This is a genomic window from Isoptericola sp. NPDC019571, from assembly GCF_044389385.1.
In the GTDB taxonomy this organism is placed as follows: domain Bacteria; phylum Actinomycetota; class Actinomycetes; order Actinomycetales; family Cellulomonadaceae; genus Isoptericola; species Isoptericola nanjingensis.
In genome coordinates this window covers 437236-451562 of record NZ_JBIRXZ010000004.1, presented here as the reverse complement: position 1 = coordinate 451562, position 14327 = coordinate 437236, and the positions used below count along the sequence as shown (strand labels likewise).

The 14327-nt window shown below is 73.5% G+C and carries 13 protein-coding genes; 4 read left to right on the top strand and 9 right to left on the bottom strand.

Annotation, left to right across the window (positions count from 1 at the left end):
• The first annotated feature begins 176 nt into the window (after positions 1-176).
• Positions 177-1388, top strand: coding sequence for an MFS transporter (locus tag ACH443_RS10185; protein WP_430590225.1), 1212 nt, complete (start codon positions 177-179; stop codon positions 1386-1388).
• A gap of 4 nt (positions 1389-1392) precedes the next feature.
• Positions 1393-1806, top strand: a complete 414-nt coding sequence (locus tag ACH443_RS10180) for a YchJ family protein (RefSeq protein WP_430590224.1) — start codon at positions 1393-1395, stop codon at positions 1804-1806.
• Here ACH443_RS10180 and ACH443_RS10175 read toward each other — a convergent pair.
• From ACH443_RS10175 to ACH443_RS10135, 9 genes are all read right to left on the bottom strand, one after another.
• Positions 1779-3152, bottom strand: a complete 1374-nt coding sequence (locus tag ACH443_RS10175) for a nucleobase:cation symporter-2 family protein (RefSeq protein WP_430590223.1) — start codon at positions 3150-3152, stop codon at positions 1779-1781. The genes ACH443_RS10180 and ACH443_RS10175 overlap by 28 nt on opposite strands.
• A 157-nt stretch (positions 3153-3309) precedes the next feature.
• Positions 3310-5358, bottom strand: a complete 2049-nt coding sequence (locus ACH443_RS10170; RefSeq protein WP_430590222.1) for a beta-galactosidase — start codon at positions 5356-5358, stop codon at positions 3310-3312.
• 120 nt (positions 5359-5478) lie between these two features.
• A complete protein-coding gene (locus ACH443_RS10165; protein ID WP_429765422.1) occupies positions 5479-6255 on the bottom strand; it encodes a glycerophosphodiester phosphodiesterase in 777 nt (258 codons plus the stop codon).
• Complete coding sequence (locus tag ACH443_RS10160) at positions 6252-7604, bottom strand: ABC transporter substrate-binding protein (RefSeq protein WP_429765421.1); 1353 nt, start codon at positions 7602-7604, stop codon at positions 6252-6254. Before ACH443_RS10160 ends, ACH443_RS10165 begins: the two co-directional genes overlap by 4 nt.
• A 53-nt stretch (positions 7605-7657) precedes the next feature.
• Positions 7658-8524 (bottom strand): carbohydrate ABC transporter permease, encoded by an 867-nt coding sequence (locus tag ACH443_RS10155; RefSeq protein WP_430557892.1) that lies wholly within the window; start codon positions 8522-8524, stop codon positions 7658-7660.
• Positions 8521-9513, bottom strand: a complete 993-nt coding sequence (locus ACH443_RS10150) for a carbohydrate ABC transporter permease (protein WP_429765419.1) — start codon at positions 9511-9513, stop codon at positions 8521-8523. The genes ACH443_RS10155 and ACH443_RS10150 overlap by 4 nt, the downstream gene beginning before the upstream one ends.
• A 150-nt stretch (positions 9514-9663) precedes the next feature.
• The gene (locus ACH443_RS10145; RefSeq protein ID WP_429765417.1) at positions 9664-10569 is read right to left on the bottom strand and encodes an oxygenase MpaB family protein; all 906 of its coding nucleotides are present in this window, start codon (positions 10567-10569) and stop codon (positions 9664-9666) included.
• A 15-nt stretch (positions 10570-10584) separates the two neighbouring features.
• The gene (locus ACH443_RS10140) at positions 10585-10968 is read right to left on the bottom strand and encodes a DUF4440 domain-containing protein (RefSeq protein WP_429765415.1); all 384 of its coding nucleotides are present in this window, start codon (positions 10966-10968) and stop codon (positions 10585-10587) included.
• A gap of 130 nt (positions 10969-11098) precedes the next feature.
• The gene (locus ACH443_RS10135; protein ID WP_430590221.1) at positions 11099-11941 is read right to left on the bottom strand and encodes a DUF4352 domain-containing protein; all 843 of its coding nucleotides are present in this window, start codon (positions 11939-11941) and stop codon (positions 11099-11101) included.
• 192 nt (positions 11942-12133) lie between these two features.
• On the opposite strand from ACH443_RS10135, the gene ACH443_RS10130 reads away from it, so the two are divergent.
• On the top strand, positions 12134-13561 hold the full coding sequence (locus ACH443_RS10130) for a histidine kinase (RefSeq protein ID WP_430590220.1): 1428 nt from the start codon (positions 12134-12136) through the stop codon (positions 13559-13561).
• Between the two features lie 60 nt (positions 13562-13621).
• Positions 13622-14260 (top strand): response regulator, encoded by a 639-nt coding sequence (locus ACH443_RS10125; RefSeq protein ID WP_430557886.1) that lies wholly within the window; start codon positions 13622-13624, stop codon positions 14258-14260.
• Positions 14261-14327 lie beyond the last annotated feature (67 nt).

The following is a 14327-nucleotide window of genomic DNA, read 5'->3' as shown; positions in this document are numbered from 1 at the left end:
GCCAGACCCTCGACTGGGCCAAGCCCGCCGAAGCACTCAACCGCCTACTCTTGGCAGCCTGACGACGCGTGTTGCGACGACCGCTTGAACCCGCCCGCCCCGGAGCTGTCAGGACCAGGTCACGGTATTCATGCTCCTCGTCCTGACAGCTCGCGCCTACGATCGTCTCGATCCCCATGACCGAGAACCTTCCTCCCGCGCCGGCGTCCGCCATCACGCCACCCGTCGACGAGCGTCGCGCCACGATCATCCTGGTCGCGATGGCGCTGTCGACGTTCCTGTTCGTCACCGTCGAGTCGCTGCCGTCCGGCCTGCTCACCCTCATGGCCCCCGACCTGGGTCGGTCCACGTCCGAGATCGGCCTGCTCGTCACGGGCTACGCGCTGGTGGTGCTGATCACCACGGTGCCGCTGGCGCACTGGGCGCGACGCGTGCCGCGCCGGTGGGTGCTGTCCGCGTGCGCGGGCGTGGCCGCCGTCGCGACGCTGTGGGCCGCGCTCGCGCCGAGCTACGAGCAGCTGATGGCGGCCCGCCTGGTGACGGCGACGGCGCAGGCGCTGTTCTGGGCCGCCGTCGTGCCCGCGACGACCGGGCTGTTCCGGCCCGTCGTGCGCGGCAAGGTGATGACGCGCCTCGCGCTGGGCAACTCGCTCGCCCCGGTGCTCGGCGTGCCGGCGGGCACATGGCTCGGCGAGCACACGTCGTGGCGGTGGACGTTCGCGGCCGTCGCGGTGCTCTCGCTCGTGGTGACGTTCGTGGTCCTGGCGCTGTTCCCGACGATGGCGCCGTCCGAGGGCGGGGCCAGCCGCGCGCCGCACCCGAGCCGACGCCGGTTCCTCTTCCAGATGGTCACGACCGGGCTGGTCCTCACCGGCGCGTTCGGCGTCATCACGTTCGTCACGCAGTACTTCATCGAGGTCACCGGGTTCGAGCAGTCGGACATGGCCCGGCTGCTGCTGCTGCAGGGCGCGGCCGGGGTGGTGGGCACGATCGTGGTGGGCCGGTTCATCGACGCCCGCCCGGTGGCGGTGCTGCTCGTCGCGCTCGCCGTGCTCACCGTCGCCCTCGTGAGCCTGTGGGCGTTCGGCGCGAACCCCGTCGCGGCCGTGGCGGCGCTGGCGCTGTTCGGGTTCTCGTTCTCGTGCGTGCCGCCCGCCCTGTCCCACCGCGTGATGCTCGTGTCTCCCGCGTCGACCAACATGGGGGTGGCGATCTCGTCGTCCATGTTCAACGTGGGTATCGCGGCCGGATCTGGCCTGGGCGCTGCCCTCGTCGCCGCCGTCGGCGTGCACGTCGTGCCGCTCGCGAGCGGCGTCGTCGTGCTCCTGGCGCTGCTCGTCGCCCTCGCCGAGGAGCGCTTCAGCCCGGCCCTGCCGGGCGCGCACTGACAGGATGGCGTGCGTGACCCTCCCGTCCGACGACGACCGCTGCCCCTGCGGCTCCGGCGACACCTACGGCGCGTGCTGCGGCCCGTTGCTGACCGGCGACCGGCCCGCCCCCACCGCGGAGGCGCTGATGCGGTCGCGCTACACCGCGTTCGCCGTCGGCGACGCCGCGTACCTGCGCGCCACGTGGCACCCGCGCACGCGGCCGCCGTCGCTGGAGCTCGACGACGACCAGGAGTGGCGGCGACTCGCGGTCCTCGCCACCCACGCCGGCGGCCCGTTCGACGACGGCGGCGAGGTCGAGTTCGTGGCGCAGTACGTGCAGGCGGCCACGGGTGAGCGGGGCCGCCTGCACGAGGTGAGCCGGTTCGTCCGCGAGGGCGGCCGCTGGTTCTACGTGGACGGCGACGTCGGCGCCTGAGCGGCGGCCGGCTCCAGCCCTGGGTCGGTCGCGGGTTCGGGCGACGTGCCTGACGCCGGCTCCGGCACCCGCCGGAGCTGGTCGCCGTTGAGCAGCAGGTTGAGCAGGATGGCGCTGATCGCGCCGGCGCTGATGCCGGAGTCGAAGATCAGCTGGAACCACGTCGGGAACTCGGCGTAGATCTCCGGGCGCACGGTCGGGAGCATCGCGACGCCGAGGGACACGGCGACCACGAGGATGTTCTTGCTGGTGAACGTCACCTTGGTGAGCGAGCGGACGCCGGACGCCGCGACCATGCCGAACAGCGCGATCCCGGCGCCGCCGAGCACGGCGCTGGGCACGCCCTCCACCACCGCGCCGACCTTGGGCACCAGGCCCAGCACCACGAGGATGCCGCCGGCCATCGTCGCGACGTAGCGCGACGCGACCCCCGTCAGGCTGACGAGGCCCACGTTCTGCGCGAACGCGGTGTACGGGAAGGTGTTGAACATCCCGCCGAGGACGGTCGAGAGCCCGTCCGCGCGCAGCCCGTCGCCGAGCCGCCGCTTCGTCACGGGCCGGCCGGTGATCTCGCCGACGGCGATCATGTCGCCCGTCGTCTCCGTCATGATCACGAGCCCCACGACCAGCATCGACACCACGGCGGCGAGCGGGAACGTCGGCAGGCCGAAGTGGAACGGGGTCACGACGGCGAACCAGCCCGCCTCCCCGACGCCCGACCAGTCGACCTTGCCCATCGGCAGCGCGGCGAGCGTGCCCAGCGCGAGCCCGAGCAGCACGGAGAGACGCGCGACGGCGGGCGGGGCGAAGCGTTCGACGAGCACGATGAACAGCAGCGTCCCCGCCGCGAGCGCCAGGTCCGACGGCGCGGCGGTCTCGCCGTTGTTCGTGATCCACCCCGCGGCGACGTCCATGAGCGAGACGCCGATGATCAGGATGACCGTGCCGGTGACGAGCGGCGGGAAGAAGCGCAGCAGCGCCGAGAAGAACGGCGCGACGAGGATCATGAAGAGGCCGCAGGCGATGGTGGCGCCGAAGACGGCGGTGATGTCGTAGGTCGTGCCGATGGTGATCATCGGGCCGACGGCGGCGAACGTCACGCCCTGCATGAGCGGCAGCCGGACGCCGAACCGCCAGAACCCGAGGGACTGGATGATCGACGCGATCCCCGCGACGAACAGGTCGGCGCTGATGAGGAACGCCAGGTCCTGCGCGGAGTAGCCGAGGGCGCCGCCCACGATGAGCGGCACCGCCACCGCCCCGGCGTACATCGCGAGCACGTGCTGCAGCCCGAGCGGGAAGAGCCGCGCCAGCCTCGGCACCTGGTCCACCGGGTGCGCGGTCACGGGTGGTGCTGTGCTGCGTGAAGCTTCGGACATCGGTCGTCCCCTTCCGTCACCGGGCGCCTGGGCGGCGCGTCGGGACGACCGTAGGGAGCGACGGTTTCCGTGGGATCAAACAGCGTTTCCGGGAGGTGACATCTTCTCGGATGAACCTTTCACGTCATCCGGCCGTGAGGACGACGACGTCGTACGGCGCGAGCGGGAGGGTCGCGGAGGCGTCGTGGCGCGCGTCGGTGAGCACGTCGGTGAGGGCGGCGGCGGCGCGGACGCCGTCGGGCCCGGCTGCGAGCGCCGCGGCGAGCACGAGCGTCGCGGGGCGGTCCGTGTGGTTGAGAGCCACCAGGGTGCCGCCCCGCCACACGGTCTCGACGCCCGGGACCTGGCCGCCGAGAGCGACGCCCGCGTCGTCGAGCGCGGCGCGGAGCACCACCTCGAGGCCGACGCCCGGCCCGCTGAGGTCGGCGCCGACGTACCAGGCGTGGCCCGCGCCGTGCGCGTGCCGCGCGACGGCGACGCTGCCGGCCAGCGGGCCGTCGTCGTAGGTGGCGAGCACCTCGGCGCCGTCGGTGCGAGCTCGCTCTCCCAGGGTCGTCGCGGTGCCGTGGTGCCCGGCCAGCGGACCGGCCCAGGAGACCGCGCTGCCGCCGTCGGGCAGCGGCACCCACTCCTCGGCGGAGACCCCGAGCACGTGCCGCAGGAGCGCGGGCGAGCGGCCCGCGTGCAGGTGGGCGAGTCCGTCCGCGACGCCACCGAACGGCCCCCACACCAGGTGCCCGCCGCCAGCCACGTAGGCGTCGAGCCGGTCGGCGGCGGGCCGCTCCAGCACGGTCAGCGCCGGGGCGAGCACCAGGTCGTACGCCTGCAGCGGGTCGCCGGGCGCGACGACGTCGGCGACGACGCCGAGCCGCCACAGCTCCCGGTGCCAGGCCTGCAGCGTGGCGAGCGGGTCGAGGCGCGCCGTCGGGAGCGCGACCTGGGTGGCGGCCCACCACGACGGCCAGTCCCACAGCAGCGCGACGCGCCGGTGGACGCGCTCGCCGACGAGGCCGCGCAGCGCGCGCAGCTCGGCACCCAGGGCGCGGACGCCCGCGTGCACGGCCGTGTCCGCTCCCGCGACGGGCAGCATCGCGGAGTGGAAGCGCTCGGGGCCGGAGCGCGCCTGGCGCCACTGGAAGAACAGCACGCCGTCGCCGCCGTGCGCGAGCGCCTGGAGCACCTCGGTGCGAAGCCGCGCGGGCGACTTCGTGAGGTTGTGCTCCCGCCAGCTCACGGCGCTCGCCGCCTGCTCCATGCGCAGCCACGACCCGCCGCCCGCGAGCCCGCGCGCGAGGTGGTTGACGAGCGCCGCGTCGGCGGGCGCGTCGGGGGACGCCGGGTCGGGGTAGGCGTCGTCGGCGATCACGTCGAGGTCCGCGCGCCAGTCGTGCGGGTCGATGCCGCCGAAGAACCCCATGAGGTTGGTCGTCACGGGGCGTCCCTGGTCGTGGCGCCGGACGACCGCCTTCTGCTCGCGGTAGAGGTCGAGCAGCATGTCGGAGCCGAAGCGCCGGAAGTCGAGCTCCTGCGACGGGTTGCGGTGATAGGGCGCGACGCGCGGCGGCAGGATCTCGGCCCAGTCGCCGTACTCCTGCGACCAGACCGTCGTGGCCCAGGCCGCGTTCAGCGCGTCGAGCGTGCCGTACCGCGCGCGGAGCCAGTCGCGGAACCGCTCCGCGCACCGGTCGCACCAGCAGAACTGCCCGTACTCGTTGCCCGCGTGCCACATCCGGACGGCGGGGTGGCCGGCGTAGCGGGCGGCCACCCGCTCGGCGATCGCCACGGCCGCCTCCCGGTACGCCGGCGAGGACGGGCAGAACTGGTTGCGCGAGCCGTAGCTCAGCACCGTGCCGTCCGCCGTCGTGGGCAGCGACCCCGGGTGCCGGTGGCCCAGCCACGGCGGCGGCGAGGCGACGGGCGTGGCGAGGTCGACGGCGATCCCGGCGTCGTGCAGCAGGTCCAGCACGTCGTCCAACCAGGCGAACCGGTACTCGCCCGGGCGCGGCTCGAGGTGCGACCAGCTGAAGACGCCGACCGTGACGAGGTTGACTCCCGCCTCCCGCATGAGCGCGACGTCCTCCCGCCAGACGGCGGGCTCCCACTGCTCGGGGTTGTAGTCCCCGCCGTACAGGATGCCCAGCTCGTCCGTGAGCCGTGCGAGACCAGCCGTCATGCCGCGATACCCCCGTGGATCGTCGAAGCGCTTCGATGCGCGCGCCAGCCTACTCACCCCCGAGTTGTCAGGACCAGCGCCACGAAAACCCCGCGCTCGCCCTGACAACTCCGGGAGGCGTCAGCCGACGCGGCCTGCCAGCCAGCCCGCCAGGCGGTCGGGGCGGTCGGTGATGATCGCGTCCACGCCGAGCGCGACGGCGGCGGCCCAGTGCGCGGGCTCGTTCAACGTCCAGACGGCGGTGGAGAGGCCGGCGTCGTGGAGCCGGGCGACGACGTCGGGGTCGTCGCGCAGCACGGTGCCCTGCGGGTTGCACATGACGACGTCGAGGTCGTGGCACCGCTCGACGAGGTCGTCGCGGGCGGCGGTGACGAGCAGGCCGCGGCGCAGCCCCGGGTCGGCGTCGCGCAGGGCGGCGACCGTCTCGGGCCAGAAGCTCTGCGCCACCGTGCGGTCGGCGAGGCCCGCCGCACGCAGCGGCTCGGTCACCCGGCGCACCTCCCGCGCGGACCACGCGCCCTTGACCTCCAGCAGCAGGTCCAGGCCCGGGCGGACGCGCAGCAGGTCGATCACCTCGGCGAACGTCGGCACCCGCTGCCCCGCGTACGCGGGCGAGAACCACGACCCGGCGTCGAGCAGCCGGACCTCCCGCAGCTCGAGGTCCGCCAGCTTGCCGCTGCCGTTGGTCGTCGCGTCCACGGTGTCGTCGTGGATGACGACGACCTCGCCGTCGGCGGTGAGCCGGACGTCGATCTCGAGCGAGTCCGCTCCCGCCCGCGCCGCGCTCTCGAACGCGGCGCGCGTGTTCTGCGGCGCGACCGCGCTGTTGCCACGGTGGGCGACGACGCGCGGCCGGAGCGACCCGTCGGCCTCGCTCAGCCCTGCCGCGCCCGTCACAGGTACGGCTCCACGTTCTCGGTGTACGCCGTCTCGATGCGCGGCGTGACGGCCTCGAACGCCGCCTTCGGGTCGGCGTCCTCGATGACGATCTGCTCCAGCGCCTCGTTGAGCAGCGCGTCGGCGCCCGGGACGAAGACGCGCACGTCGTCCTGCACGCGGGCCTTGTCGGCGAGCTGGTCGACGGCGGTGCGGAACTGCGGCGTCTGCTCGTAGGTCTTCTTCATCGCGTCGCTCTCGACGGCGGACGTGCGCACCGGCATGTAGCCCGTGGCCTGCGAGAACGTGGCCGTGTTCTCCGTGTTCGTGAGGAACTCGAGGAACATCGCGGCCGCGAGCTGCTGCTCCGGCGTCTTCGACGACGGGATGGCGAGCCCGGTGCCGCCGGTCGGCGTGCCGCCGCCCTTCGGGCCGTCGGGCAGGTAGGCCGTGCCGACCTCGAACGACGCGGCGTCGAGGGCGCCCTTGAGCGAGCCCGTGGAACCGATCGTCGAGGCGATCAGGCCGGACGAGAAGTCCGCCATCGCGTCGTCGGCGGAGAGCGTCGCGACGCCGGAGCCGTGGAACAGGTCCCGCACGAACTCGCCGCCGGCGACCGCCTCCGGGGTGTCGAGCGTGAGGTCGAAGCCGTCCGAGTACGCGCCGTCCTGCCCCCAGATCATGTTCTCGAACCACCACGCGCCCCACGACGGGCCGGTGGACAGGCCGAACGTCGAGCCGCCCTTCGGCACCTCCTTCTTCACTGTCGCGTCCCACTCGACCAGCTCGTCCCAGGTCTCGGGGCCGCGGTCGGGCAGGCCGGCCTTCGTCCACAGGTCCTTGTTGTAGTAGAAGAGCGGCGTGCTGCGGGCGTACGGCACCGCCCAGTGCTGGTCGTCGTACTCGTAGTCCGCGTACAGGGCGGGCTGGAAGTCGTCCGCGTCGGCGTCGAGGAACTCCATGACGTCGTCCACGGGCATGATCTGGTCGTTCAGGTGGTACCGGAACCACCACACGTCGGACGCGATGACGAGGTCGGGCAGCTCGTCGGTCTGCGACGCGGCCTGGAAGCGCTGGGCGACCTCGTCGTAGTCGGCGCCGGCGGTCACGAGGTCGACCTCGATGCCGGACTCCGCGGTGAACTCGTCGATGAGCTGCTGCTCGAGCTCCTGCGACTGGCCCGGGTGGTTGCTCCACCAGGTGATCTCCTTCGCGGGCTCGACCTGCGACCAGTCGACGGCCTCGGCGGACGCGTCGCCGGAGGCCGTGGCCCCGACGCTCGGGCCGGCGCAGGCGGTGAGGGTGAGGGCCGAGACCGCGGCGAGCGCCGCGACGGCGGTGCGGGTCCGGCGGGCAGGACGGTGGGACACACGTGCTCCTTGGTTCGGGGTGGTGTTCGGGAAGCGGGCCGGGCGGGACGGGGTCACCCCGTCACCGCGCCCGCGGTGAGGCCGGCGACGAGGCGTCGCTGGAGGATCAGGAAGACGAGCAGGATGGGCAGCGTCACGACGACGGTCGCGGCCAGCAGCACGCCCCAGTTCGACATGCCGTCGGTGTTCTGCAGCAGCGTGAGGCCGACGGGGAGGGTCATCCTGTCGGCGTGGTCGACGACGAGGAACGGCCACAGGTAGTCGTTCCACTCGGTCACGACGGACACCAGCGCGACGGCGGCGAGCGTCGGCGTGCTCATCGGCACGACGAACGTCCACAGCTTGCGCCAGTGCCCGGCGCCGTCCAGCTCGGCCGCCTCGAGGATGGACGCGGGCAGCGTGAGGAAGTGCTGCCGGAACAGGAAGGTGCCGAACGCGCTCGCCAGGCCGGGCACGAGGATCCCCTGGTAGGTGTTGAGCCAGCCGAGGCTCGCGACCAGCGTGTAGTTGGGGATGATCGTGATCTGCGGCGGGATCATCAGGGTCGCGATGACGAGCCCGAACACGAGCTTCTTGAACGGGAAGTCGAGGAAGACCAGCGCGTACGCGCAGGCCAGCCCGAGCGCGACCTTGAGGCCCGCGCCGACGACGGTCAGGCCGATGCTGTTCGCCAGCAGCCGCCCGAGCGGGATCGCGCCCGCGGCCTGCGCGTAGTTGTCGAGGCTCGGCGAGCCGGGCAGCCACTGCAGCGGCACCTGGTACAGCTCCTCGGGCGTCTTGAGGCTGGCGAGGAGCAGCCAGGCCAGCGGCAGGCCGAGCACGACCGTCGCGAAGACCATCGTGAGATAGCCGCCGACCTGCGGCGACCGTCGTCGGGCCGAGCGCCCGGGGATCCGTCGGTCGATCATGACCGCGCTCATGCGTAGTGCACCTTCCGCTGGACGTACCGCATCTGCACCGCGGTGACGGCGAGGAGCACGAGGAACAGGACGGTCGCGACGGCGGACGCGTACCCCGCGCGGCCGCCCACGAAGCTCTCCTCGTAGATCGAGTACATGAGCGTCGTCGTGGATCCCAGAGGCCCGCCCTGGGTCATCGCCTTGATGATGTCGAAGGACTGCAGCGAGGCGAGCATCATCGTGACCAGCAGGAAGAACGTGGTCGGGGTGAGCAGCGGCAGCACGATCGAGCGCAGCGTGCGGGCTGACGACGCGCCGTCGAGCGCGGCGGCGTCGCGCAGGTCCTGCGGCACGGCCTGCAGCCCGGCCAGGTAGATGAGGGCGACGTACCCGAGGTTCTTCCACAGGTAGACGACGATCACCATGACCAGCGGCCACGGGCGCGCGGTGTACCAGGCGGGCGACTCGAGTCCGACCCAGCCGAGCAGCTCCTGCACCAGGCCGTAGCGCGGGTCGAACATGAACAGCCAGAGGATGCCGACGGCGAAGCCGCTCAGCACGTAGGGCGCGAACGCGACCGTGCGGGCGATGCCGCGGCCCCGCAGCCGACGGTTCAGCAGCAGCGCGAGGCCCAGGCCCAGCACCATCGCGCCGCCGACGGTCGCGACGGTGAAGACGAGCGTCGTCGTCACGACGCGGCCCGTGGTCGGCGCGGAGAACCACTCGACGTAGTTGCCGAGCCCGACGAAGCGGGCCGACGGGGAGCCGAGGTTCCACTGCAGCGTCGACAGGTACAGGCTCTGCAGCAGCGGCCGGTAGACGAAGACGACGATGAGCAGGACGTTCGGCCCCGCGAGCAGCAGCGCCCACAGCAGGGCGTTCCGGCGTCGACGGGCGCCGAGGCGGCTGCGCGTGCGGGTGGCGGGTGGTGGGCCCGCGGGCGGGGTGCCCGCCCGGGCCGACGGGGCGTCCGGGAGACCGGACGGCCGTGGGGTCACGACGGTGGTCACAGCCGCGACTCTAGGAACCGCTGCGCCCGATATGTCCGGGTGGGCGGGGCGCCCGGCGAAGCGTTCGGGCAACGTTCATCGGGGCGGTCCCCGCAGGTCACGGGCGCACCGCGCCGGTCACGCGGACGTCGACCGGGCGTCAGGCGGGCGTCAGCCGGGCGTCGTCTCCGGGACACCCGCGCGGGGATAGACCCGGGTCTTCTCCGAGGTGCCCATCCCCCACCGCACGGCGCGGGTGGCGAGGGAGCCCGCCGGCCCGCCGAGCGTGCGGCGGAACCAGGTGTCGACGTCGAGAGCGTCCCGCGCCCAGGCGGGCAGGGTCGAGACGGCGCCCGCCGCGAGCAGCGCGTAGGGGGGCCGAGCCGCTCGCGGCAGCGGCGGCTCGCGCAGCAGGAAGCGCACCGTGTCGAGCGCGGCCTCCGACGCCTCCAGCTCGGGCCGGTAGGCCTCGATCGTGTCGCGCAGCTCGGCGACCGTCCCGGGCACGACGACGGCGCCCAGCGCCCGCGCGACGCGCGCCACCTGCGCGACGTACTCGTCGGCCTCGCCGTCGGTGAGCGGCCGCTCCCCGAAGCGTTGGTGCGCGGTGAGGAACGAGTCGGCCTCCGCCGCGTGCACCCAGGTGAGCAGGTGCGGGTCGCCCGCGCGGTACGGCCGCCCGTCCGGCGCCTTGCCACGCACCCGGTCGTGGACTGCCCGGACCCGGTCGACCATTGCCTGCGCGTCGTCCGCGGTGGCGAACGTCGTGGTCGCGAGGAACGTCGCCGTGCGCTCGAGCCGGCCCCACGGGTCGCCGCGGTAGCCCGAGTGCCCCGCCACGCCCGCCATCGCCAGGGGGTGCAGCGACTGCAGCAGCAGCGCCCGCAGCCCGCCCACGAACATCGACGCGTCGGCGTGCACCCGCCCCACCGGGCTGTCCGGCGCGAACCAGCGCGGGCCGGGCGTCAGGTGGATCCGGTCGCGGACCGCGACGCCGTCGGCGCCCGACACCTTCTCGAACAGCACCTCCCCCAGGCGCAGCCGCAGCCGCTCCACGGGGTTCGTCGCCGTCGTCATCCCGTCAGTATCCGCTCATACGTCCATCGGCGTGAGCACCGCGATGCGCCACCCGTCGTCCGTGCGCACGAGCTGGTAGACGAAACGTTCGGTGCCCTCGCCCGGCCCGTCGTGGTGCCAGGTCACGTCGGCCCACACGCTGTGGGCCGTGACCGCCACGACCCGCACGTCCGACGTCATGCCCGTGACGCCCTCGTACTGGCTCCACGACGACCCGAAGAACTGCTCCGTCTGCGCGCGGCTCGTCACCGGCAGCGACTGCCCGGGGAACAGGATCAGCGCCGGCACCGCGTACAGGTCGGCGACCGCCGCCTCGTCGCGGTCCAGCAGCGCCTGCCGGTAGCGGTCGAAGAACTCTGCGGCCACGGCGTCCGGTGCGTCCGTGCGGTCGGTGGTCATGGCGTCGCCTCCTCGCGAGTCGATTCCGTCGACAGGTCGACCGTACGCGCGACCGCGGACACGAGCCTCTGCCCGCCGACCGTCGGGGAGTGACGGGCGGCGGGCAGAGACGGTCCTCAGGTCGCGGGCGTCACTTCACCGCGACCTCGACACCGCCGGAGAACATCGAGTCGTGCAGCTCGAGGGTCGCCGGGGTGGCGTTTCGGGGGATGTCGAAGACCACGACGCCGTCGACCTTGTTCCCAGGGTTGATCTCGTTGAGGAACGAGTTGGACTCGTCGAGGTAGATGCCGGCCTCCGAGTCCGCCGAGTGCGTGCGGCCCTTCGTGTCGACGAGGCTCTGGCTGCTCCCGTCGAAGTACTGCGCCTCGTCGCCGATGTTCTCCACCGTCATGTGGACGAGCACGAACTGCCCCTGCGCCTCCTCGCCCAGGAACTCGTCGCCGACCTCCTGCACGCCGTCCTCGAGCTTCGTCACCGTGAACTCGAACTTGCCGTCGCGGACCTTGTCACCGACGGCGGGCAGCGTGTCGGCCTTCTCGTCCTTGACGGGCTTCTCGTCCTTGACGGGCTTCTCGTCCTTCTCGGTCTTCGCGCCCTCGGCCGGCCCGTCAGCGGACTCGTCCGTCGCCGCCTCTGCCTGCTGCGCCGTGGCCGTGTCGACGTCGGCGACGGCAGGGCTGTCGTCGCCGCCCCCACCGCTCGCGCTGGCGATGATGACGACGAGGACCACGGCCGTGCCGAGCCCGGTGAGCACCTTGTGGCGGGCGAACCAGTTCTTGCGCTTCTCCGGCGCCGGCGGCATCTGCGGCTGCGGCAACCAGCCCTGCGGCGCGCCGAAGGGCGCCTGCTGGCCGGGCTGCGGCGGCCCGTACGGCTGCTGCGGGTACGGCTGCTGCGAGTACGGCTGCTGCTGCGGGCCGGGCTGCTGCGGCACGGGCTGCTGGGACGGGTCGGGGTGAGGCGTGGACATGAGGACTCCTGAGGGGTGCGGTGCCACGAGGGCCGGGACGTCGATCGGAACGGGACGATCGTCCGGCGCAGGGGCACCCCGGCGGATCCCCTTCGCGGCTCGACCGGCCGAGCCGAAAGGTGGACAGGTTTCCCTCGTCGTCGAGCCGATCGGGGGACGGCGGCGGGCCGGCGACCGCCGTACGCTGCCCGCATGAATCCGCCGCCGAGCCCCGCCGACCCGTACGGCCGCCCGCCGTCGGGCGCGCCCGGCGGTCAGGGGCCCGGCGCGCCTCCCCCGCCGGTGCCGCCGTACGCCCAGCCCAACCCCCCGTATCGTCCCGCCCCCGCCGCGCCCGCGTCGCGCCTCTCGCCCGGCCGACGGTTCTGGAGCATCGCGGGCACGATCGGCGCGATGGTCGTGGCGTGGTCCTGCGCGATCGTCGGGATCGCGTTCGCCACCCCGGTGGACGACCTGGGCGACGCTGACGTCGCCTGGTCGCTGCTGTGGTTCGTCGTCGCGGTCGGCGTCGGGGCCGCGATGTGGTGGCGGACGTCGCACCCGGTGCTGGTCTGCCTCGCGACCGCGGCGGTCGGCGTCGTCGGCCCGCTCGGCGCCGTCGCGCCGCTCGTCGCGCTCCCGTGGGTGATCGCGCGGACGGACCTGCGGCGCAGCCTGCTGTGCGGCGGTGCGACGGCCCTCGCATTGGCCGTGACCTTCTGGCGCGACGCCACGACCGCACCGCAGGTGATCTTCTCGGTGGCGCTGGAGAACGGCTCCACCTCGTACATGTCGCCCGTGGGGTACATCGTGCTGGGCGTGCTCGGGCTCGCCGTCTCGGTCGGTGCCGGGCTGCTGCGACGCCTCGTCACCGCGAACGCGGACGCCGACGCCGCGCGCCAGGTGGCCCAGCGCGCCGACGTCGCGGCCCAGGAGGCGCTGCAGCAGGCGACCGCCGAGGCGCGGCGCGCCGACGACCTCCGGGCCGAGTCCGAGGCGTTGCGCACCGAGCTCACCCGGCAGGAGGAGCGCGACCTCATCGCCCGCGAGATGCACGACACCGTGGCGCACCAGCTCTCCCTCGTCTCCCTCGAGGCGGCGTCGCTCGAGGTGTCGTCCGACGACCCGGGGGTCGGGGACGCCGCGCGGTCCATGCGCTCGTCGGCGCACCGGGCGCTCGAGGAGATGCGCACCCTCATCAAGTCCCTGCGCGACGGCGCCGAGGAGTACTCCGGCGCCGCGCCCTCCCTCGGCGACCTGGCCGAGCTGCTCGACGGCGCCCGGGAGCGCGGCGTCGACGTCACCGCCACCGTGTTCGTCACCGACGCCGACGCCGCGCCCCCCGCCCTGACCCGCGCCGTCTACCGCGTGGTGCAGGAGTCGCTGACGAACGCCGCGAAGCACGCGCCCGGAGCGCGCGTGGACGTCAACGTACGCGCCCGCCCCGGCGCCGGGATGGACGTCGTCGTGCGCAACGGTGCCGGAGCCACGCGCGGTGGCGTCCCCGGCGCGGGCGTCGGCATCCCCGGGATGCGGGAACGGTGCGAGGCTCTCGGAGGCTCGTTCGACGCCGCGCCGACCGAGGACGGCGGGTTCCGCGTGCGGGCGCACCTGCCGTGGGTGGTCACCGCGGAGGACTGAGGCTGCTGACGCTCCCCGGTCACCCTGCGCCGGCGGTACCGCGGTGGCTAGGGTCGGCGTGTGGTCAGGGTGATGATCGTCGACGACGATGCGATGGTGCGCGGGTTCCTGCGGACGATCCTCACGAAGAGCGGGCTCGACGTCGTCGCGGAGGCCGCCGACGGCGACGAGGTGGTCACCGCCGTACAGGCCCACCACCCGGACGTCGTCCTCATGGACCTCCGGATGGAGCGCATGGACGGCATCCGCGCCACCGCCGCCGCCGTCGCGCTCCCCTCCGCGCCCGGCGTCATCGCCATGACGTCGTTCGACACCGAGTCGGCCATCCTCGACGCCGTCCACGCCGGCGCCGCCGGCTTCCTCGCGAAGGACTCCGGCCCGGACGAGCTCGTCGCCGCCGTCCGCTCCGTCGCCGCGGGCGAGGGCGCGCTGTCCCCGCGGGCCGCGCGGGTCGTCATGGAGCAGGTCGGCTCCAGGCCGGCCGCCCGCGGCCGGCGCGAGGCGCGCGAGCTGCTCGCGCAGCTCACCGAGCGGGAGATGGAGATCGCGGGCGCCGTCGCCGAGGGACTGTCGAACGCCCAGATCGCGGAGCGACTGTTCCTCGGCGAGGCGACGGTCAAGACTCACCTGGCCCGCGCCACCACCCGGCTCGGGGTGAACCGCGTGCAGCTGGCGCTGCTGGTGGACCGGGCCTGGTGAAACGGCTGCCAACTCCCAGGACCACCGAGCGGCGGTGATTTTCGCCCGGCGCGTCGGTCACCATCGG